We start from the raw sequence: 21,441 nt of genomic DNA on the forward strand, positions 1-21,441 counted from the left end.
GTCAGAGCAGTCCGGCGGCGCGGGCGCGCGTCTTGATGTAGTCGCCCAGCCAGTCGAGATTGCGGAAGCGCAGCGTGCCGCGTCCCACCGCCGTCGAGCTATGCGCCATCCCTGCGACAAGGCGCAGACACTTGGCCATCAGGAACACTTCAATCGCATCCTTCTCTTCGGGGGTGAAGGGCCGCACGGATTCGTAGCCCGCCTCGAAAGCCTCGCCGATCTTGGGATCGAAGCCGTAGAAGAGGTTGCCCCACACGAAGTTCTGCACGTCCTGCATGAGGAAATCCTCACCCGCCGCGTCGAAATCCAGAAGCGTGATCTGGCCGTCTTCCGCCACGTGGACATTGCTCGGGTGGAAGTCGCGGTGGCACACGCCGAGCGGAACCTTGCCCGAAGCGGCGTATTCGTCCAGCCGCTTGTCGAGGTTGGCGGCGATGATCGGGTAATCGCGCAGGTCGTCCGGGCGATCGTAGACGAAGTCGATCAACGCGGGCATGCAGATGTTGTAGTCCTTGGCCGTCTCGGTCGAGAACGTGTGGTCCTTGCCTGCCTGCTCCTTGGCCCATGCGTCGCCATGAAGGTGCATTTCGGCCATCGCCGCGCCGATGCGGAAGGCGGTTTCCTCGGACAGCCGATCGCCGAACTTCACGCCCGGCGCCCAGTCGTAGAGCGCGAGCGCACGCTCGCCCTCGGGCGACAGAACCTTGAAGTAGAGCTTGCCGTCATGCTGCGGCACGCCGACCGAGGCCGGGAAGCCCGCGCGGCGCAGGTAGTCGAGGAAGTCCAGTTCATAGGACACGTCGTCGACATCGCGGTAGGTCTTGCGCCAGACACGCAGGGCGTACTTCGCCTCGGCGTCCTGCACGAGGTAGACGTCATTCATGCCGCGATAGAGCAGGAAGCAGGTGAGGTCGCCCTTCAGCGCATAGCGGCGCGCCACTTCGCGGACGATGAAGTCCGGGTGGAGGACCGAGTGCGATACTTCGGCAAGCGGAAGGTCAGAGGTGGTCAAGGAAGTCTCGCAATTCATCAGCTAGTCGCTCCGGTGCAATATCGAATATGTCGCGGTCGAGATCGGTAAGCTCGACCACTCGGCAGGAAGGCAGCCGCGCGGCCGCCTTGAGTGAAAGGTGCATGAGGTCTTCGGCGGGCTGCAGCAGCAGCGCGGGCTGGGTAACCTGTTCGAGACGGGCGAAATCCCACGACCACACGCCCCGGTAGGCCCAGGTGAAGCGGTCCATGGCGCGCGCCTTGTCGGCGAAGTTCAGCGCGGCCTTCTCCAGCGGGACGCGGGCGTCGCGCTTGCCCACGACGTATGCCCACAGGCCCGCCGTCAGGTCGCGCACCACGGTGCCCTCCTCGTCGAGCGGGGGATAGTTCTCCGCATCGGCAAGGCGCTTGGCGAGGGTCTCGGCATCGTACATCGGGATGCCGGTGAGGCCGACCGCGCGCACCCGGTCGGGCCGGGCGATGGCAAGCTCGCAGGCGAGGAGCGAGCCGGTGTGGAAGCCGTAGAGATCGACCTTGTCCGCCAGCACGCCTTCCTCCGTCAGCGCATCAAGGGCATCGGAGAAGGCGGCCGCATAGCCCGCCATGCCCGGGGGCGCGGACGGCGAATCCGACATGCCGTAGCCCGGCGTATCGAAGGCCACGACCAGACGGTCGGCGGCGAGCGCGGCGATCAGCGGCTCGTACTCGAAGGATGATGACGGGTTCTGGTGGAGCAGCACGACGGGCGCGCGCTCCCCTGCCGTTCCGGCGATGCGGTAATGCATCTGGCCGTAGCGGCAGGTCGTATAGGCTCTTCTGATCACAGCGCGGTGTTCCCGAAGCCCTCTTCGCTGCGCAGGCGCGCGGCGGCGAACTTGTCTTCGTCGAGGTCGTAGGCCCACAGGAACAGCCCGTTGATCGTGAACATGATCGATGGGATCACCGCGAAGCCGACCTTCAGCGCCAGCATCGCGCTCTCGGGCTGCTTCACGATCGCACCGCCCGTCGTCGGCACGTAGCCGAGCGCATGGAGAAACACGCCGAGCACCGCAACGCCGAGGGCGAAGCTGACCTTCTCGACCACGGCGATGGCGCTGGAGAGCAGGCCCTCGCGCGCCTCGCCGGTCAGCACGCGGTCATAGGCCTGCGTGTCGCCCAGCATCGAGATCGACATGAGGATGATCGCGCCCGAACCGAGCCCGCCGCCCACCGCACGCACCATGATGCCGACGGTGGTGATAGAGTTGTCGGCCAGCAGCCAGCTTAGCGTGGTCAGGCAGAAGATCACCACGCCGCAAAGGTACGTGCGGCGCTTGCCGATGGTCTTTCCGCTCCACACCCACAGCGGCATGGCGAGCGCGGTGACGACGTTCTGCGTCACGGCCATGATGATCTGGCCGGTATAGCCCACGCCCACGACGTTGAGCATGTAGAGCAGCATCGTCGATGCGACCGAGGCAAACGAAAGGAACTGGAAGACTTTCGCGCCCAGCAGCATCATGAACGGCCGGTTGCGGGCGATGGCGCGCATCTGCGCGAAGCCCGGCAGGTGCTTGCCCGTAGTGGGCTGCGTGCCGTGCTGGACCGGCACCGAAAGCGCGGTCGCGGTCATGGCGCCGCCGATGATGAGCGCCATGACGAGGCCCATCGTCGCGAAGCCCGCGCGGCCTGCGCCGCCGCTCTGGATCAGCCAGGCGGTGCCCGCCATCGCCAGCAGCTGGCCGATCGAGACGAACACGGTGCGGAAACCGATCAGGCGGGTGCGTTCGTGGAAGCCGTCGGTCAGCTCGGCGGGCAGCGCCATGTACGGCACGTTGAACAGCGAATAGGCAGTCGAATAGATCACCAGCGCGGCGATCATCCAAACCATCAGCGCGCCCTGCCCCATAACCGGCGGCGCGAACAGCATCACGAACGACACCGCCGAAAGCAGCGCCCCTGCGGCAAGGAACGGCTTGCGGCGGCCCCAGCGGGTGCGGGCGCGGTCGGACAGGCTGCCGATCACGACGTCGATCACCGCGTCGGCCAGCTTGGAGACCATCAGCAGGTAGCCCGCGATCTCCGGCGATTGCCCGAGCACGGTGGACATCAGCGCCGGAAAGTACGTCGTCACGGTGTTGAGCATGATCGACACGCCGACCGTGCCCACCCCGAAACCGAGGCAGATGCCGATGTCGAGGCGCTTGTGCGCCCCCCCTGCGGTGGTAGCGTCCATCTTCATGCTCCGGCTGCGAGGAATTGCGCGATCACGTCCGCCTTGGCCTGCGCCGAGCCGCCGGTGGATGCCTCGTGCCCATCGGCCAGCAGGCCGAGCGCGGTCTTCACCGAGGCGTTGAGCAGGGCCAGTTCGGTTTCCGGCTTGAGCAGCAGCGTCGGCGCGGCGATCCGCGCCATGCGCTCGAACGCGCGGTAGCGGAACGCGGCGATATAGGGCTTGGGGTAGGTATCCAGCGCCTTGAGCACGTCGAGCGTGATCCGGTGCAGGATCTGCGGCGGCGGCATCGGCACGGCGAGGCGGTGCTCGGCATCCTTCATGAAGTGCGGGAAGAACAACGCCTGGTCGCGGCAGAAGTTGAAGGCCCAGATCAGGTGGCGGCCGTACTCGTCGGGCTCCACCACGGGCGCGTAATTGGCGACGACGGCGTCCCGCAGTTCGTCCTCGTATTCGGTGATGCCGTCGAGGACGAGGCGGCGCACGCGGCCTTCATGGCCCGCCGCCAGCTCGCAGGCGATGCGCGCGCCGGTGTGGGTGCCATAGGCGTCCACCGCGTCGAAGCCGAGCGCGGTGCAAAGCCGTTCCATCGAATCGGCGAAGTAGGCAATGTCGGGCTCGGCCGGGGCGGGCGGCGGCGAATCGCCGTTGCCCAGCGTGTCGGGCGCGACGATCTCGCCCAGACGGCCCGCGGCGCGCAGGGCGAGCATGAAGTCCTGCAGGAACCAAGAAGAGGCAGGCGAGGCGTGGAACAGCAGCAGCGGCGTGTGTCCCGGCTCTGCCGCCGGAAGGCGCCGCAAGTGAAGCTGGCCCTCGTCGAGCCGCACGAAAGCGCGCTCGATCTGCGCAAATGGGTTCTTGTCAGTCGGGTTCATGAGAGGCAGGCTATCGCAGTCGCTCGCCAAGCCGTGACATGAAGAGAAAGTTTATCGGCTAGCGAATAAAACTTTAGCACTGAGCGCGAACCGCGCCCGGTCGTGTTCATATTGCAGCATGGATACGACACTCCTCCCCGACGATGGCGCGTTGCTCGCGGCGCTCGAGCGCGAAGGGCCGATGAACCTGGCGCGCGCGCTCGCCGTCATGGAGCGGCACGATCTGGCCGGGCTGGTGCTGGGCGATCCGATCAACGTATTCCACGCGCTGGGTCACTGGCCGCAGATCGGACGCACCCGCGCCGGGCAGCCGCCGGGCACTTTCGCCCTGATCGCGCGCGAAAGGCCGGAGAATCCGGGCCTCGTGACCAGCCGCTTCCTGCATCACTACAGCTGGGCGGACGGTCGCAACCGCAGCGACGTGGCCGTCTGGCTCTATACCCACATGGGCGACGAGGGCGACGAGACCGCGCTCGAAGTGCCCTTCTCTACTGTCCTTCCGGAACGGCACTCAGCGGCACTCAGCGGCACCGAACGGCACCGGGCGGCCGTCAGCGCGACCCTCAGCGGCGCCATGACCGCACGCAGCGACGCGGGCGGCGCGATCGTCGCAGCCATGAAGGAACTCGGGCTTTGGCAGGGCCGGATCGGCTTCGACCACACCGTCATCGCCGAAGTCGCCGAGCGTCACGACCACCCCGGCGCGATGGTGCAGGCCGACAACATCCTGCGCGAGATCCGCCTCGTGAAGTCGCCGCTGGAACATGCGCTGATGGCGCGCGCGGCGCGCTCCAACGTCGATGCGCTCAATGCGGTCGGCCATGCCATCCGCGCGGGCGCCACGCACGTCGAGCTTCAGGCGCTCTATCGCATGGAGTGCGCGGCGCGCGGCAACACCGCGCTGTTCCTCAACGTCGACCGCGTCTCCTCCGACCTCTCGCGCCTTCAGGTCGAGGACGGGCAGACGCTGATGCTCGACGGGGTCAGCCAGTTCCTCGGCTACCATGGCGACTTCGCGCGCACCGTGTTCGTCGGCGAGCCCACGCGCGAGGCGCGCCGCGCCGCCGAGGCTGCCGCCTTCGGCTGGCAGGCGGTGCGTGAGCAGCTGCGCCCGGGCCTGCGCTATTCCGAGATCGCCGCGATCGGCGAGACCGCGATCCGCGCCGCCGGGTACGAGGCCGCGATCGGCTTCGGCCCGCACAGCGTCGGCCTCGCCCACACCGACGAGCCCGGCGAAGTCCACGGCGGTTTCTGGCGCAAGCCCGACATCGTCCTCGAGCCGGGCATGATCCTCTCGGTCGACTGCCCGACGCTGGATACCGGCATCGGCGGCTCGGCGCACTGCGAAGACCTCGTCCGCATTACCGAGACCGGCTGCGAACCCATCCATCCTCTCCACGACCCGGTGATCATCGTATGACCAGACCTTTCATCCTTTCCGCCTCCGTGGCCGAACCGGCCTTCGCCGTGCCCGGCCATGCCCGCGCCGTGCTGCAGGCCGCCGAAGCGGCCGGGTTCGACCTCCTCATGCTCGGCCGTTCGGGCGAGCGTCCGTTCGACGCGCAAGTGCTCGTCGCCTGGGCCGCGCCGATGACCTCGACGCTGGGCGTGGTCGCCACCGTGCCCGCATCGAAGGCGCACCCTTTCCACGTCGCGCGCGCGCTGTCGGCGGTGGACTTTCTCGCTGCCGGGCGCACCGGCTGGTCGGTCGTCCCCGAAGGCGCGCCCGAGGGCATGGCCGAGGACATGGTCGGCGCCGCCCGCGCGCTGTGGGACGGCTGGGGCAGCGACACGCTGATCCTCGACAAGACAAGCGGCCGCTACCTCGACGCATCGAAGGTCAAGGCATCGAACTACAAGGGCGCGTTCTTCAAGGTCGCAGGTCCCGTCAACGCGATGCGCCCGCCGCTCGGCCATCCGCTGCTGGTGGTGGACGGCGACGATCCGATCGCCATCCACGATGCCGACATCGCGCTGGTGTCCGACGGCACCGCCGCACCGCAGGCGACCAAGCGGCTGATCAAGGTCGGCGCCGATGCCGACGCCGCCATGCTCGCCGAACGCTTCGAGGCGCGCGAGATCGACGGCGCGCACTTCACCCTGAGCGATGCCTTGGCCGAACTGCCGCAGATCGGCGCGCGTCTTGCTTCCCTGCTCGCGCCTCGCCCGGCTGGCGACCTGCGCGCGCGGCTTGGCCTGCCCATCCCTTCCACCGCCTCCAACCAGCCCGGCGGCGCCGTGATCCCGGAGATCGCATGATGCAAAACCAGATTCATCTTTGGGCCTTCCTGCAGGGTATCGGCTTCTTCCCGACCGGCTGGAAGCATGAGCGAGCCCGGCCCGAGGGCGTATTCCACATGGACTACTACACCCGCGTCGCGCAGCTGGCCGAACAGGGCCGCTTCGACGCCATCGTCTTCGGCGACCAGCTGCAGTCGCGCGGGGCCGGCGGCCGCGCGCCCGAACGGCTGGCGATGCCGACGCTCGATCCCGTCACGCTGCTGACGGCGATGGCGGCGGTCACGAAGCACATCGGCCTCGTCGCCACCGTCTCCACCACGTACAACACCGCCGAGATGCTGGCCGAGCGCTTCGGCACAATGGAGCGCATCACCGGCGGGCGTTCGGGCTGGAACATCGTGACCACCGCGCACCCCGACACCGCGCCCAACTTCGGCGAAACCGAGCTGCCGCCCAAGGACGCGCGCTATCGCAACGCCGTCGAAGTCGTCGCCCGCGCCTGCGAACTGTGGGCCGAGATGGACCGCGAAGGGCCGCAGCTGCCGCAGGGCCGCCCGGTGCTGGTGCAGGCAGGCCAGTCGCCCGACGGCCGCGACTTCGCCGCGCGCACGGCCGAAGCGATCTTCTGCCCCGCCGCCACGATCCAGGCGGGTGTCGATTTCCGCACCGACCTGCGCAGCCGCGTGGCGGGCGTCGGCCGCAGCCCTGACGGCGTGCGTATCATGCCGGGCCTGTCCTGCGTGCTCGGCGGCACCGAGGAGGAAGCCCGCGCCGAGCATACCGCGATCCTCGACCTTGCCGACGATGCGCTGGCGATCGAGTATCTGTCGGAATCGCTGTGCTGCGACCTGACCGGCTTCGATCCGCTCGACCAGATCCCGGTCGACGAGATTCTCGCGAAGACCCTGCTGCCGCAGGGCGACGTCGCCCGCTCGATCGTGCCGGGCGCCGAGAAGGGCACGCCGCTGGGCGAGTTCGCCGCCAACTTCATGCGCCACCCGCGCGGCCACAACGTGTTCATCGGCACGCCCGAGCAGATGGCCGACATGATGATCGAGTGGCGCGACGCGGGCGCCTGCGACGGCTTCACCCTGCAGCCCAGCTACATGCCGGGGGGCCTTGAAGACTTCGTCGGTCAGGTCGTGCCGATCCTGCAGGCGCGCGGCCGCCTGCGCACCGACTATCCCGGCGCCACCCTGCGCGAAACGCTGGGCCTGCCCGCGCGCGAAGCGGTGACGGCATGAAGATCGGCCGCATCGCACTCGCCACGCTGGGCGCAGTCGTCCTCGTCGGCGGCGGCACCGTTCTGGCCTTGCGCGCCGGAGCGGGCGAGGCCGACCGTGCGCAGCTGGAAAAGCGCTGGGCCGACGGCCCCTCGCGCTTCGTCACCATCGACGGCGTGCGCCTGCACGTGCGCGAGGAAGGCCCGGTCGGCGCCCCGGTGATCGTCCTGCTCCACGGCTCGATCGTCAACCTGCACGAGTGGGACGACGTCGCCGCGATCCTCAAGGACAAGTACCGCGTCGTGCGCCTGGACTGGTCGCCCTACGGCCTGACCGCGCCCGATCCGTCGGGGGTCTATTCGACGCCGCGTTCGGCCGAACTCATGAACGGACTGTTGACCAAGCTGGGCTACGACAAGTTCGCGCTCGTCGCGACGTCGAACGGCTCCAACGTCGGGCTGGAATACAACCGCGCCTATCCCGGCCACGTGACGGCGATGGCGTTCTCCATGCTGCCGCTGGAGCGCCCCAGCCAGACCCGCAAGGTCAACTGGCGCCTGAGCTGGAGCTTGCCGGTATTCAAGGCGGTGCTGCCGAACTGGCGCCCGCACTGGTTCTGGCGCGCGATGCTGGAGGATACCACCCCGCCCGGCTTCCAGCCGACCGACCGCATGGTCGACCAGATCACCGAGATGAACAACCTGCCCGGCGCGCTCGACCGGCAGGCGCAATACATCCAGGCGAACGTGAAGGCGTTCAAGACGTCGGACGTCGGCGCCGTGGCCGAAACCGTCCACGTGCCGGTGCTGCTGCAATGGTGCAGCTACGATGACGTGATCTCGCAAAGCGCCGGTGCCTCGGTCAAGCGCTTCACCAACGCGCCGGTGACGCTGATCGAATACCCCGACCTCGGCCATTTCCCGATGTGGGAGAAGCCGCAGAAGTTCACCCGCGACCTCGAAGCCTGGCTCACGAAAGTCGCTGTGCGGTGATGAATGCGCCTGTCGGGCGCCGTTGCATCCGACAGGCGAACAAAGGGCACGAGCCTCTTCAATAGAGCGCGAGTTAAGGGAATTCTTACGGCGATAAAAATTTCTTGATTCACGCAGAATCGCAAATTGAAATTTTATCACCATCGGGCCGACGGGATGGCCAATAGCTTACTCGCTTCCGATGCTGCACGGCAGTGCAGAACGCGCATAGTATCATTACAAAAACCAATGGCAGTGAAATTCGCAGATACGCAGGGAACGTGACAACAATTGGCGCCGCAAGCGCGCCTTTAACATTGAGGGACGAAATGACCGGCAAATATAAACTCCAGTTCGCCTCCACCTTGTCTGGCATTGCTATTGCAGCAAGCCTGACCGCGGCTCCCGCGATGGCGCAGGACACCGGCGGCGACATCATCGTCACCGCACGCAAGACCGGGGAAGACATCCTCAAGGTTCCGGTCACCGTTACCGCGATCACCTCCGAAACGCTCGACGCCAAGGGCATCGTCTCGGTCACCGACATGGCCGCCTCGACCCCGGGCATCAACATCAACAACAGCTCGTCCGGCCACGCCGACCGCTCGTTCCAGCAGGTCGTCATGCGCGGCATGACGCCGTCGACCACGCTCGCCACCACGACCTCGATGTTCATCGACGGCGTCGCGGTGTCCTCGCCCTCGCAGGTCAGCGCGATCAGCAACCCGGAGCGCGTCGAGATCATCAAGGGCCCGCAGAGCGCCTACTTCGGCCGCAACACTTTCGCGGGCGCGATCAACGTCGTGACCAAGATGCCCGGCAACGACTGGGGCGGCGAAGTGCTCGGCATGCTCGGCACGCGCAACAACTGGCGCCTGCGCGGATCGATCGAAGGTCCGATCATCCCCGACCTCCTCTCGTTCCGCATCAACGGCGAGCAGTATTCCAAGGACGGTTCGTGGAAGAACCAGGACGGCATCACGCTGGGCGACCAGCAGACCAAGAGCGCCTCGCTCCTGCTCGCCATCACCCCGGCCTCGAACGTCACCATCAAGCTGTTCGGCATGCTGAGCGAGGACAAGGACGGCCCCGCCGCCCAGACCCGCCTCTATGCCTATGACGTAAAGGCAGCCAACGGCACCACCGTCGTTCAGGGCCAGTCGAACTGCACGCTCACGGGCGACACCCGCGGTGCGCTCTCTCCGACCGGCGAAGTGCTGGGCATCGCTGTCCAGAACCCCTACTTCTGCGGCACCATCCCGTCGATGGCGAACCCTGTCACCGCCAACGTCACCAACACCGACTTCGTGCGCCAGTTTCTCAACATCGGCACCAACCGCGTGGTCGATCCCTCGGAAGGCGTACAGGGTTACGGCCTCCTGCGCCGCACCAAGCACGCGCACGCGACGTTTGACTGGGAAATCACCGACGGTCTGACCGCCTCGGCGCTCGCGGGCTACAACCGTGAAGTCTGGACGACCTTCATCGATCTCGACAGCTACGATGGGACGGCGCTGACCGGCACGACCTGCAGCGCCACGACCACCACCAACTGCTACGGCCAGGGCTACTTCGACTTCCCGTACCTGATCGAGCGCAAGATCGACGACTTCTCGCTCGAAGGCCGTCTGCAGTACGTGTCGGGTCCGTTCCGCGGCGTCGCGGGTATTAGCTACCTCAGCGCCGACCAGCTGCAGGGCCTTGGTGGCGGCACCGGCGCGCTTACTGCCGCCAGCCTGTCGCCGGGCGGTCTCAGCCGGAACAAGACCACCGGCCTGTTCTTCGGCCTGACCTATGACTTGACCGACACGATCTCGGCCAGCTTCGAAGGTCGCTACCAGATCGACCAGTTGCAGTCGTTCGCACGTCCTGCGGGACTGACCGTCGCATCCAGCGTCTTCATCCCCGCCGGCACGTATAGCGGCGGCACTGTGCTTGCGAGCGCGAAGTACAAGAACTTCACTCCGCGTGCGATCGTCAACTGGCAGATCACCCCGGACATGATGGTCTATGCTTCGTGGGCCAAGGGCGTGAATCCGGCGCAGTTCAACACCGGCATCCTCTCCAACTCGGCCTCGGTGCAGCAGGCCGCGTATGACGCCGGTGGTCAGCTGGCGATCGAGCCGGAGAAGATCACCAACTACGAGATCGGCCTCAAGGGTCGTATCGGATCGACGGTGCGCTACGCCTTCGCGGCCTACTATGCCCAGTGGCGCAATCAGATCAACTCGACCGTGATCGTCGCACCCGACTCCACGCAGGCGACCGGCTTCAGCTTCGTAACGGCGAACATGAACGCGGGTTCGGTCGATCTGCGCGGCATCGAAGGCGAAGTGTCCTGGCGCCCGACCGAATTCCTGACGATCGACGCTGCCGGCGCGATCAACGATTCGGACATCAAGGACTTCAAGAGCACCACCGTCAGCGCGCTCACGGGCATCTACGACTATTCCGGCAAGGAGATGAAGAACACCTCGAAGTACTCGGCCAATGTCGGCATCCAGGTCGGCACCGAGATTTCGGGCTGGGACAAGGGCAGCTGGTTCGTGCGCGGCGACTGGAACTTCAAGTCGGGTGTCTGGTCGAACGAGGCGAACCTGGCACGCACGCCGGACCTGCACCTGTTCAACGCACGCGCGGGCATCACGCGGGGCAACCTCTCGCTTGAGGCGTTCGTGAACAACATCTTCAACAACAAGACCCCGCTTACGGTCTCGGACAACTATGTCCTGGCACCCGGCTTCCCTTACTCGGCCCGTACCTCGGCGCTGATGCTGGGTCTCGGCGACCTGCGTACCGCTGGCGTGCAGGCTAAGATCAAGTTCTGATCCGACGCTGATGCGACACAAGGAAAGGCCGGGGGGAAACCCCGGCCTTTTTTTGTTTCCTCCCCGAACTGCGCTCGGTGGAGCGGACTTCCGGAATTGGTAGAACCCGGTAATCGCCATCGACCACCCACCTTCGTCATTGCGAGCGTAGCGAAGCAATCCAGAGCGGTTTCATACTCCCCTGGATTGCTTCGCTACGCTCGCAATGACGAAGGAGTGGCGCCTGCCATGCCCGGCGCTGATCCTCCAGCGTCGGCGCATGAAAAAAGGGAGGCACAGCCTGCGCCGTGCCTCCCCTTCATCTCGCTTGTGGGAGCGACCTCATCCCATCAGGGCGATGGCCTGCTCCTCGCTGAGCACTTCGGCGTACTTCTTCGACAGGTCGAACAGGTTCGCCTCGTGCGGGCGCTCGTCACGGTCGCCGCAGGCATCCGCGACCACCAGCGGCACGAAGCCGTTCTGCAATGCATCGAGCGCCGAGGCGCGCACGCAGCCCGAGGTGGAGAAGCCGGTGATGAACAGGCTGTCCACGCCCATGCTGGTCAGCGTCGCCGCCAGCGAGGTGCCGAAGAACGACGAGGCGTACTGCTTGGTCACCACCACTTCGTCCGCACGCGGCTGCAGCGTATCCGGGAAGGCGCCGAGCGGCGAGCCCTCCAGGAAAGCCTCGAGCGCGGGCACCTTCTTGTAGAACAGCCCGCCGTCGATACCGCCCGCGCGGTAGACGACATTGGTGAAGATCACCGGCACGCCTGCTTTGCGCGCCGCTGCGGTCAGACGCTCGCACGAGGCGAGCGCCGTCTCGAAGCGCGGCGAGTACAGGGGCTGACCGGGCGTGAGATACGCCACGACCACGTCCACCAGCAACAGCGCCGGCTTCTTACCGGGCTGCAGAGCCCCGCCGAAGCCGCCACGGTTGTAGTCGTCGAGAAGGTCGCTCACTCGGCGGCCTCCGCGAATTCCACGGTGGCCCACTTCGGCGCGGTCGGCGCAGGCAGGCCGGTTTCGGCGAGGCAGTTCGCGCGCAGCGTCTCGATGTCGGGGCCGAAGTCGAACACGCCGATTGCACCGCGCTCGGTACGCAGCTTCTCGCGCAGCGCCGTGGTGGCGGCTTCATCGACCGCGCCGCCCGTGATGACGACGCCGTAGTCCTTCGCGCCTTCTGCCGTGACGAGGCCCTGGCCGATTTCCTTCAGCACCAGCGCGGGGTCACGGTCGAGCGGGTCGCCCCAGCCGCCGCCGCCCCAGGTGATGAAGTGCAGCACGTCACCGGCCTCGACCGGGTAGTCCTCCAGCTTGTTGCCGACGACGATCTCGGTGCCGTCGGCCTTCACCAGCAGCTTGCGCGCGCGCTTGCCCGGGTGGCCGCCGTTGACGCCCCAGGGCGGCACGAACCAGCGGTCGTCGTGGATGGCGATCACGCCCGGCTCCAGGAAGCGGTAGACCATGTTGATGCCGTTGCCGCCGCGATGCAGACCCGCGCCGCCCGAATCCGGCACCGTCTCGTACTTCTCGATGACGAGCGGGAAGTAGCGCTCCAGGAACTCGTTCGGAACATTGGTGAAGCCGGGGAACAGCGAGTGCCCGTCCGGCCCGTCGCCCAGCGGACGGCCGGGAATGCCGCCGAAGCCGATCTGGAACAGCTGGAACCACTTTCCGGCCTTGTCGGTGCCTGCATAGAACAGGTGCGGGCTCGACGAGAAACCGGCGGCGTTGAGGAATTCCGGGGTCTTCTGGCCGAGCAGGCCACCCAGGATGTCGAACAGGCGGCCCAGCACGTGGGTACGGCCCGAAAGCGCGGCCGGGAATTTCGGCTTGAGCAGAGAGCCTTCCGGAATGCGCACGTCGATCAGCGGATAGTAGCCGTCGTTGAACAGGATCTGCGGATCGAAGACCATAATCATGTAGATGCCGAAGAACATGCGCATCATGTTCTCGTTCAGGAACATGTTGATCGAGGCCTGGCTCTGCGGATCGGTGCCGTCGAAGTCGAGGACCACGCGGCCGTTCTCGCGCCACATCGTGCACTTGATCTTGTACGGGCCGAAACCCATGCCGTCGTCGCAGATGTAGTCCTCGAACGAGACCTTCTCCTCGCCGATCGAGCTGGCGATCAGCTGCTGCATCGCGCGGAAGTTGCGGTCGAGCAACAGGTCGGTCGCCGAGACGAAGACGTCGTCGCCGAAGCGCGTCGCCATTTCGACCACGCGGTGCGCGGCGACGCGGCACGAGGCGATCAGCGCGTTGAGGTCCGCCTTGCACCACGCCGGGGTGCGCGACTGGTGCATGACCAGCTTGATCAGGTCCTCGTTGTATTCGCCCTTCTTCCAAATCTTGACGGGCGGGATGCGCACGCCTTCCTGGAAGATCTCGGTGGCGTGGATCGGCATCGATCCGGGCACCATGCCGCCGATGTCGCTCTGGTGGCCGAACATCGAGGTATAGGCGATCAGGCGGCCGTCCTTGAACACGGGCAGCAGCACGAGCCAGTCGTTGCAGTGGCTGATCGCGCCGCCGACCGAGTAGGGGTCGGACAGGAAGATCATGTCGCCGTCTTCCACGGTGCCGTCGAAGCCGTCGAGGAACGGGCCGATGTACGAGCCGAACTGGCCCACGATCATGCGGCCCTGATGGTCGGCGATCAGCGGGAAGGCGTCGCCCTGTTCACGGATGCCGGGCGACATGGCGGTGCGCACCAGCGTCGCGTCCATCTCGACGCGGGCATTGCGCAGCGCGTTCTCGATGACTTCGAGGGTGACGGGGTCGATATCGACCTTGTTGAAGGGCGTTTCGTTAGCCTGGATGATACGTGCGGGCATTGGTTCTCTCCCCTCAGGCCAGGTTGATCAGGATGTTGCCGACCGCATCGACGGTGCCGACGCAGTCGCCTTCGATGAGCGTGGTCGAGTCCATCTCGGTGACGATGGCCGGGCCGGGGATCACGTCGCCCGCGCGCAGCTTGGCGCGGTCGTAGATCGCGGCCGGGGCCATGGCGCCGTTGAACCACAGTTCGTGGTCGCGCACCTTGGCCTCGATCGGATCGCCGTTGCCTTCGGGCAGGCGCAGCGCTTCGAGTTCGAGCAATGGCCCGAGCGCCACGGCGCGCAGGTTCACCAGCTCGTGCTCGGTGTCCATGTTGAACGTGAACAGGCGCTCGTGCTCGGTGTCGAAGCGGGCCTTCACACCGGCGAGGCCGTCGCTCTTGAGCGCTTCGGGGCTGATCGAGAGCGGCACTTCGAAGGCCTGGCCCTCATAGCGCACGTCCAGTTCGAACTGCACGGTCACGTCGCCCTCGGCGATGCCTTCGGCGGTCAGTTCCGTGCGGGTCTGCGCGGCCATTTCCTCCAGCAGCGCGATCACCTCGGCTTCCTCGGTCTCCGAGAAGCGCTTGGAGAACGAACGCGCCGTCTCGGTGCGCATGCGCGTGGTGGCATCGCCCAGCGCGCAGAGCACACCCGGCGAGACCGGCGAGACTGCGGGCCACGAACCCATCAGCTTGGCCACGGCGTTGACGTGGAGCGGACCGGCGCCGCCAAAGCCCATCACCGCGAAGTGGCGCGGATCGTAGCCCTGCTGCACCGAGATCATGCGCAGCGCGCCGAACATGTTCTCGTTGACGATGTCGATGATTCCGCGCGCGGCTTCCATCAGGCCGATGCCCAGCTTGTCGGCGATGGTCTGCACCGCCGCCTTGGCGCCTTCGCGGTCGAGCTTGAAGGTGCCGCCCAGCAGGTTCTCGGGCAGGTAGCCGAGCACCACGTTGGCGTCGGTCACGGTCGGCAGCTTGCCCCCCTTGCCGTAGGCCACCGGGCCCGGCACCGCGCCCGCCGACTGCGGGCCGACGCGCAGCGCGCCGGTCAGTTCGGGCACATAGGCGATCGAACCGCCGCCCGCGCCCACCGTCTTCACGTCCAGCGCCGAGGCGCGGACCGAGAGGTGGCCGACTTCGGTGGTGCGAACGCGGCGCGCCTCGAGGTTCTCGATCAGCGCCACGTCGGTGGAAGTGCCGCCGACGTCGAGCGTCAGGATGTTGCGGATGCCGGAGTTCTTGCCGACCCACAACGCGCCCGTGACGCCGCCTGCGGGACCGGACATCAGGAGCGCGACCGGGTGCTCCTCCGACTTCTCGGAGGACATGAGGCCGCCATCGGAGCGCAGCAGCGAGAGCGAGCCCGCCATGCCGCCGGAGCGCAGGTTGTCGCGCAGGTTGCGCACGTACTTGCCCACGACCGGGCGCACCGCCGCGTTGGCGACGGTGGTGAGGGTGCGCTCGTATTCCTGCATCTCGGGCAGGACGAGGTGGCTGAGCGAGATCGGCACGTCGGGCATGATCTCTGCGGCGAGTTCCGCCACGCGCTTTTCGTGCGCGCCGTTGAGATAGCCGTTCATCAGGCTGACCGTCAGCGCCTCGACGCCCTGCGCCTTCAGTTTCTCCAGCGCGGCGCGGATACCGGCTTCGTCGATCGGGCGGATCTCGCGCCCTTGCGCGTCCATGCGCCCGGCGATCTCCACGGTGTCCTCGAGCGCGGCGAGCGGTTCGGGCTTGGGCCACACGATCCAGCCGGCGAGGCCGCCGGGCACGAACGAGCGTGCGATCTGCATGACCTGGCCATAGCCCTCGGTGACGACGAGGCCGACGCGCGAGCCCTTGCCTTCGAGCACCGCGTTGGTCGCGACGGTCGTGCCGTGGAGGAAGTACTCGATGTCCGCAGGCGTGATTCCCGCCTTCTCGCAGATCGCGCCGAGGCCGTTCAGGATGCCTTCCGAGCTGTCATGCGGGGTGGAAGGCGTCTTGTGGCGCCAGAACGAGCCGTTCTTCTGATCGAGCAGCAAAAGGTCGGTAAACGTCCCACCGACGTCCACCCCCAGGCGATAAGTCATGAACCCAATCTCCGTTAGATTGGTATCTAGCAAGCATCGCGGGGGCTGCAATGACAGGGTTGTGCCCCCGACTGATCGGCAGGTGGAGAAGCCTGGTCACACTGCGGAACGATTGCAGCGCCAGGCCGATCCGCGTGGCTCCAAGGTCTTGTTGAGATTACCGCTCAATACACTTTCGGACAGCTTGATGCAGGCGTGGCAAAGTCCTGCGACACCGCGCCGCCATACCGGCCTCATCGAAAACCGACGATGGACGCCCCAAGGATGACCCGCCTGCTCCCCGCCTTCGCAGCCCTTGCCGTATCCTCGGCCATCCTGACGAGCGTGGCCGCCGTCGCAACGCCGCCGAGCGTGCCGGTCATCGGCGCCGATAAGCCGGTGTTCCTGGGCCGCATGGTGGTGACCGCCACGCCGCTCTGACACGACAATAGCCAATACCGCGAATCCCCACCAGTCGATAAATCCTCGATTGGTGGCCAGAGGCACCAGCCTCGATTTGCCGCGCGCCCGGTGTGAGGCAGCCTCGACGTCGACAACCGCAAATGGACGCAGCCCCAACCATTCGGGCCGTCCATCCGGATCGACAGAGAGGTAGACCGAATGCCGCTTACCCGTACCACCGGCAGCTACGTGATGGGCCCCAGCGACGACCGCTCCAAGTGGGTCGAGTGGGAGAACTTCATCGTCTCCACCAACCCCGACGGCACCCATACCGCGCAGTCGATGACGCGCTTCCCCGGCACTTCGCTGGTGCGCCACGTCACCCAGACCGTGAACACCGAATTCATGCCGATGGACGGGCACCTCCGCCTGTTCGTCGGCAGCGAGTTCCAGGGCGTTCTGGTGCGCCGCGTGGTCGGTGACGAGGTGACGTCGCTCCTCATCGCGCCCGACGGCAGCCCCATCGAGCAGGCACAGCTTCCCGGCGGCGCCGACCTCGTCCTCGGCTACCACCCCACCGTCGTCGAGGGCTGGAAATTCACCCAGTGCGACCGCGCGGTCGAAGGCACGCAGCACGTGCGCATCCTCACCACCTCGGCCACCTGGAACGGCGGCCAGATGACGCACGGCAAGGAAGTGACGCTGGCCATCGAGTACATCGGCGAGGAGGAGATCGAAGTCCCCGCCGGCAAGTTCGTCTGCGACCACTACCTCTGGCACACCGGCGCGATCGACGCCGACATCGAGGTCTGGACCACCGGGCAGGACCGCATCTGCGCCCGCGTGATCGGCCATGCCAAGGGCGTGACCTACGAACTGGCCGAATTCGACCAGAAGAGCTTCGGCGACACCCTCGAATTCGACTTCTGATCCGAAAGGCGCGCACGATGCTACGGGTAGCTACAGCACAGTTCGAAACCGGCAAGGACACCGACCGCGTCCTTGCCGACATCCTTCGCCTTGCCGACGAGGCGGCGGCGGGCGGGGCCAGGCTGGTGCACTTCCAGGAGTGCTGCAACTACCCCACGTCCTACACCGACCGCGAACACGCATGGCGCGAGGCCGTTACCCTCGAAGGTCCGCTGGTCTCGGCGATCCGTGCCAAGGCGCGCGAACATGGCCTGTTCATCGGCTTCAACGCCGCCGTGCGCGGGCCATTCCCCAAGGCGTGGATGGTCAACCATCTGATCGGCCCGGACGGGGAATACATCGGCTCCAACAAGAAGCAGGTGCTGATGTGGATCGAGCGTGACGCCTTCTTCCCCTCGGACGAGGACGGGCGCGTCTACGACACCGAAATCGGGCGCATCGGCATGATATCCTGCATGGACGGGCTGGTGCCGGAAACCTCGCGCACGATGGCGTGCCTGGGCGCGGACATCGTACTGAACTCGCTCTGTTCGAACGGGGTGGACGAGGCGAACCTTCACATCCCGGCGCGCGCGGCGGAAAACGGCTACTTCATGATCTCCGCCAACCGGGTGGGGGACATGGTCAAGGGGCAGGACCTGCAGGACCTGATCGACGCCGCGGGCATGACCCGCGACTTCGTGAAGGGCGCCGGCGAGAGCCAGGTGGTCGGCCCGGACGGCGCGGCGCTGGTTCGCGCGACGCATGACGACATCGGGCTGGTCTTCGCCGACATAGACCTGTCGAAGCTGGAGCGCGAAGACCGCATGGCGCGGCGGCGGCCCGAACTTTACGCCCTGATGGGCGCGGACAACGCCGCGCTGGCAGTGCTCGCCGAAGGCCGCGCGCCAGCGGGGAAAGTCGCGCTGACGACCATCGTGCCCGGCGGCGCGACATTCGACGAACGGCTGGCGCAAGCCCGCGAAATGATCGCCTCGGCCCCGGCCGGGCTGGCGGTGCTTCCCGAATTCTTCGCGTGGGACCGCGGCGACGACACCCGCCTCGACGAAGCGACCGCAGCCCTCGTCGAAGCCGCTGCCGAAGCCCGGACCTACCTCGTCGCCGGACTGCCGGGGCGCGAGCATGGCAAGCGCGTCAACCGCGCCGTCCTTTTCGGCCCCGAAGGCGTGATCGGCGAATACCGCCAGATCCATGCCGACCCCGGCTCGAACGACATGGCGCTGGGTGACGATCTGCCCGTCTTCGACCTCCCGTTCGGCCGCCTCGGCCTGCTGCTGGGCGAGGACCTGCTGTTCCCCGAGGCTGCCCGCGTGCTCGCCCGCAAGGGCGCGGACCTCATCGCCTGTCCCGCGACATGGCGCGAGGACTGGCACCACGAACTCATGCTCACCGCACGTTCGGCGGAGAATCACGTCACCATCGTCAGCGCATCCCGCGCCGACAGCCTTTGCGCGAAGCCCGGCACCATCTGCACGACCCCGCCGGAATACCGCTTCCCGCAGACCAAGGAAGTCAACGCCCCGGACCGTCACATGGCGCCCTCGCTCACCGGCGCGTTCACCGTGGAGGTCGACCTCGCCCCCAACCGCGACAAGCGGCTGATGGGCGCGACCGACCTCATCATGGATACGCGCCCGGAACTCTACGGCGCGATCCTGGCGCTGCGCGAAAGCGTCCCGGCATGAGCCGCCCGCCGATCGGCACCCTGCGCGGCGCGGCCAGCCTCGACGATGAGAGCTACGTCGATTTCGTCGAGGGAATGCGCGCCTTCAACCTCTCGCGCATGGTGCCGCGCCTCGTCCAGTCGGGCGATGCGATCGGCGCCGGGATGGCAACCCGGTCGCCCCGGCCGCGCGTGCAGGACCTGTTCACCGCGCTCGACCACGTACCCGCCGCGCAGATGGCGCGGCGGATGATGCGCTCGACCCAGATGATGATGTGGCGCGGCACCGGCGACACCTATCGCCGCATCGCGGGCGAACTGGAGGACTGGCTGGAGCAGGCCGAGGCCGCCGCCCCCCACCTGCTGCGCATCGACCCGGCCTTCGCCTATCCCGACTACTTCCGGGCGCAGGACATCCACCTGCAGCCGGGCAACTACCACGACGATGCACTCGCCGGATTCGTGTTCCACTACGGCTCCAAGGTATTCTTCACCGGCGGCAACGACGACGACCGCCTGCACAACGTCATGGCCGCCTGGTGCCCGATCGACGGCTCCCCGCAGCGCATCGTCGACCTCGGCTGCGGCGTCGGCCAGTCCACCACCGCCTTCAAGCTGCGCTTCCCCGAAGCCGAGGTCCACGGCATCGACCTTGCCGCGCCGATGCTGCGCTACGGCCATGCCCGGGCGCGGGAACTGGGGATCGAGGTCCACTTCACGCAAAGCGACGCCGCCGCGCTCGATTTCGCCGACAACAGCGTCGACGCGGCGCTGGCGATGATCCTGTTCCACGAACTGCCGCCCGAAGTGGCCGAAGGCGTCGTGAAAGAGGCCGCGCGCATCCTGAAGCCGGGCGGCACCTTCACCATCATCGACTTCCCGCACATCGCGGCCGAAGAACTCAGCGGCCGCCACTGCATGCGCCTGTTCGACAGCTGGTACAACGGCGAGCCTTACGCCCCCGCCTTCGTCCATTCCGACTTCACCGCGCTGCTGAAAGCGCACTTCGGCGACGTCGATCCCGACTACCGCCCTGCCGCCACCTCCACCGGAGCGCTACAGATCCGCGTCTGCAGGAAATCCGCATGAGCCCCGAGGAAGTCACCGACCTGCGCCGCTGGCTGGACAAGAGCGAGGGCCTTGCCGACGGCCGCCCCTTCCTCGGCGACCGCCGCCTCGACGCGATTATGGACGTCATGCTCGAAATGGCGGCGCAAGTCTGGGTCCTCAAGCGCCGCAACGCCGTTCTGGAAGGCGTCCTCGCCGCACAGGGCGCGCTCGATCCCGAGGCGATCGAGAGCTTCACCTTCACCCCCGACGAAACCGCCGCGATGCGCGAAAGCCGCGCCGCCTTCGTCTCCACCATCTTCCGAAGCCTCGCCGAGCTGCCGCTCGCGCCCGAGGCCAGCCAGCAGGAGCCGTCATGATCCCGACCATCGATACCGCGCCCGTCAACTTCAAGCGCGGCTATTCCAGCTGCTTCCTCGGCCAGCTCCACTACCGCGAGCATGGCGATGGCGAGCCGGTGCTGTGTCTCCACCAGGCCCCGCAGTCGAGCGGCATGTTCGACACCGTGCTGCCGATGCTGGGCGAGCACTTCCGCGCGATCTGCATGGACACCATCGGCTACGGCATGTCCGACCTGCCCGGCCGCCTCGTCGAGCCCGAGGAATATGCGCGCACCATCGTCGAATTCCTCGACGACATGGGCCTGACCGATCCGATCTCGGTGATCGGCGTCCATACCGGCGCCTACTTCGCCACCCAGCTGGCGGCGCAGTACCCGGAGCGCGTCAAGAAGTTCGTCCTCTCCGGCCCGGTGCTGCTCCACCCCGACGAGGGCGTGGTGCCGATGCGCGCGCCCGCGACCATCGCCGAGGAGGACGGCAGCCACCTGACCCGCCTGTGGCAGCTGCGCTGGAAGAACGTTTCGCCGGTGAACAACCTCAAGGCGTTCGAGAAGCTCTACGTCGCCGCCCTCACCGCCGGGGAGAACGCGCAGGCATCGTATTACGCGGCCAGCAAGCTCGACACGCTCAAGCAGTTGCGCTTCGACGTGACGGTGCCGGGCTTCATCGTCTGGGGCGACAAGGACCTCTCTGCGCCGGGCATCATGAAGTGTCTGCACTTCCTCGAAGGCAAGGTGCCCGACTACCGGATCGAGGGCGGCACGCTCGACACCATAGAGGAGTTCCCCGAGGAGTGGACCGAAGCCTGCGTCCGCTTCCTCAAGGAAGGCTGACGGA

Annotated in this window: 18 protein-coding genes; 11 read left to right on the forward strand and 7 right to left on the reverse strand. The window is 66.8% G+C overall.

What is annotated here, in order from left to right:
• Position 1: 1 nt before the first annotated feature.
• Genes QRN25_RS19090 through QRN25_RS19105 form a run of 4 tightly spaced genes read right to left on the reverse strand, consistent with a single transcriptional unit; the run spans position 2 to position 4,077 of the window.
• Entirely contained in the window at positions 2-1,012 is a 1,011-nt protein-coding gene (locus tag QRN25_RS19090) for a phosphotransferase enzyme family protein (RefSeq protein ID WP_285020823.1), read from the reverse strand.
• Positions 999-1,814, reverse strand: coding sequence for an alpha/beta fold hydrolase (locus QRN25_RS19095; RefSeq protein ID WP_285020824.1), 816 nt, complete (start codon positions 1,812-1,814; stop codon positions 999-1,001). The genes QRN25_RS19090 and QRN25_RS19095 overlap by 14 nt, the downstream gene beginning before the upstream one ends.
• Complete coding sequence (locus QRN25_RS19100) at positions 1,811-3,205, reverse strand: MFS transporter (RefSeq protein ID WP_285020825.1); 1,395 nt, start codon at positions 3,203-3,205, stop codon at positions 1,811-1,813. The genes QRN25_RS19095 and QRN25_RS19100 overlap by 4 nt, the downstream gene beginning before the upstream one ends.
• Before the next feature lie 2 nt (positions 3,206-3,207).
• Positions 3,208-4,077: an alpha/beta fold hydrolase gene (locus QRN25_RS19105; RefSeq protein ID WP_271183766.1), complete on the reverse strand. Its 870-nt coding sequence runs from the start codon at positions 4,075-4,077 to the stop codon at positions 3,208-3,210.
• 118 nt (positions 4,078-4,195) lie between these two features.
• On the opposite strand from QRN25_RS19105, the gene QRN25_RS19110 reads away from it, so the two are divergent.
• From QRN25_RS19110 to QRN25_RS19130, 5 genes are all read left to right on the forward strand, one after another.
• Positions 4,196-5,497, forward strand: coding sequence for a M24 family metallopeptidase (locus QRN25_RS19110; RefSeq protein WP_285020826.1), 1,302 nt, complete (start codon positions 4,196-4,198; stop codon positions 5,495-5,497).
• Positions 5,494-6,336 carry an LLM class flavin-dependent oxidoreductase gene (locus QRN25_RS19115; protein WP_285020827.1) on the forward strand — a complete coding sequence of 281 codons (843 nt, stop codon included), beginning with the start codon at positions 5,494-5,496 and terminating at the stop codon, positions 6,334-6,336. The genes QRN25_RS19110 and QRN25_RS19115 overlap by 4 nt, the downstream gene beginning before the upstream one ends.
• The gene (locus QRN25_RS19120; protein ID WP_285020828.1) at positions 6,336-7,562 is read left to right on the forward strand and encodes an LLM class flavin-dependent oxidoreductase; all 1,227 of its coding nucleotides are present in this window, start codon (positions 6,336-6,338) and stop codon (positions 7,560-7,562) included. Before QRN25_RS19115 ends, QRN25_RS19120 begins: the two co-directional genes overlap by 1 nt.
• Complete coding sequence (locus tag QRN25_RS19125; RefSeq protein ID WP_285020829.1) at positions 7,559-8,533, forward strand: alpha/beta fold hydrolase; 975 nt, start codon at positions 7,559-7,561, stop codon at positions 8,531-8,533. The genes QRN25_RS19120 and QRN25_RS19125 overlap by 4 nt, the downstream gene beginning before the upstream one ends.
• A 308-nt stretch (positions 8,534-8,841) precedes the next feature.
• Positions 8,842-11,340, forward strand: coding sequence for a TonB-dependent receptor (locus tag QRN25_RS19130; RefSeq protein WP_285020831.1), 2,499 nt, complete (start codon positions 8,842-8,844; stop codon positions 11,338-11,340).
• Between the two features lie 321 nt (positions 11,341-11,661).
• Here QRN25_RS19130 and QRN25_RS19135 read toward each other — a convergent pair whose 3' ends face one another.
• From QRN25_RS19135 to QRN25_RS19145, 3 genes are read right to left on the reverse strand one after another with little or no spacing between them, the layout of a single operon-like run.
• Positions 11,662-12,282 carry an isochorismatase family protein gene (locus QRN25_RS19135; RefSeq protein WP_285020833.1) on the reverse strand — a complete coding sequence of 207 codons (621 nt, stop codon included), beginning with the start codon at positions 12,280-12,282 and terminating at the stop codon, positions 11,662-11,664.
• A complete protein-coding gene (locus tag QRN25_RS19140; protein ID WP_285020834.1) occupies positions 12,279-14,159 on the reverse strand; it encodes a hydantoinase B/oxoprolinase family protein in 1,881 nt (626 codons plus the stop codon). Before QRN25_RS19140 ends, QRN25_RS19135 begins: the two co-directional genes overlap by 4 nt.
• Positions 14,160-14,172: 13 nt before the next feature.
• Complete coding sequence (locus tag QRN25_RS19145) at positions 14,173-16,221, reverse strand: hydantoinase/oxoprolinase family protein (protein WP_285020835.1); 2,049 nt, start codon at positions 16,219-16,221, stop codon at positions 14,173-14,175.
• A gap of 264 nt (positions 16,222-16,485) precedes the next feature.
• Here QRN25_RS19145 and QRN25_RS19150 point away from each other — a divergent pair, with 264 nt between their 5' ends.
• From QRN25_RS19150 to QRN25_RS19175, 6 genes are all read left to right on the forward strand, one after another.
• The gene (locus QRN25_RS19150; RefSeq protein ID WP_285020836.1) at positions 16,486-16,641 is read left to right on the forward strand and encodes a hypothetical protein; all 156 of its coding nucleotides are present in this window, start codon (positions 16,486-16,488) and stop codon (positions 16,639-16,641) included.
• A gap of 180 nt (positions 16,642-16,821) precedes the next feature.
• Positions 16,822-17,532, forward strand: a complete 711-nt coding sequence (locus QRN25_RS19155; protein ID WP_036526983.1) for a hypothetical protein — start codon at positions 16,822-16,824, stop codon at positions 17,530-17,532.
• Positions 17,533-17,549: 17 nt separating this feature from the next.
• Positions 17,550-19,217 (forward strand): nitrilase-related carbon-nitrogen hydrolase, encoded by a 1,668-nt coding sequence (locus QRN25_RS19160; protein ID WP_285020837.1) that lies wholly within the window; start codon positions 17,550-17,552, stop codon positions 19,215-19,217.
• Positions 19,214-20,284, forward strand: a complete 1,071-nt coding sequence (locus QRN25_RS19165; protein WP_285020838.1) for a class I SAM-dependent methyltransferase — start codon at positions 19,214-19,216, stop codon at positions 20,282-20,284. Before QRN25_RS19160 ends, QRN25_RS19165 begins: the two co-directional genes overlap by 4 nt.
• Positions 20,281-20,622 (forward strand): hypothetical protein, encoded by a 342-nt coding sequence (locus QRN25_RS19170; RefSeq protein ID WP_285020839.1) that lies wholly within the window; start codon positions 20,281-20,283, stop codon positions 20,620-20,622. Before QRN25_RS19165 ends, QRN25_RS19170 begins: the two co-directional genes overlap by 4 nt.
• Positions 20,619-21,437 (forward strand): alpha/beta fold hydrolase, encoded by an 819-nt coding sequence (locus tag QRN25_RS19175; RefSeq protein ID WP_285020841.1) that lies wholly within the window; start codon positions 20,619-20,621, stop codon positions 21,435-21,437. The genes QRN25_RS19170 and QRN25_RS19175 overlap by 4 nt, the downstream gene beginning before the upstream one ends.
• Positions 21,438-21,441: the final 4 nt, after the last annotated feature.

Source organism: Novosphingobium sp. fls2-241-R2A-195, assembly GCF_030209485.1.
GTDB lineage: Bacteria > Pseudomonadota > Alphaproteobacteria > Sphingomonadales > Sphingomonadaceae > Novosphingobium > Novosphingobium resinovorum.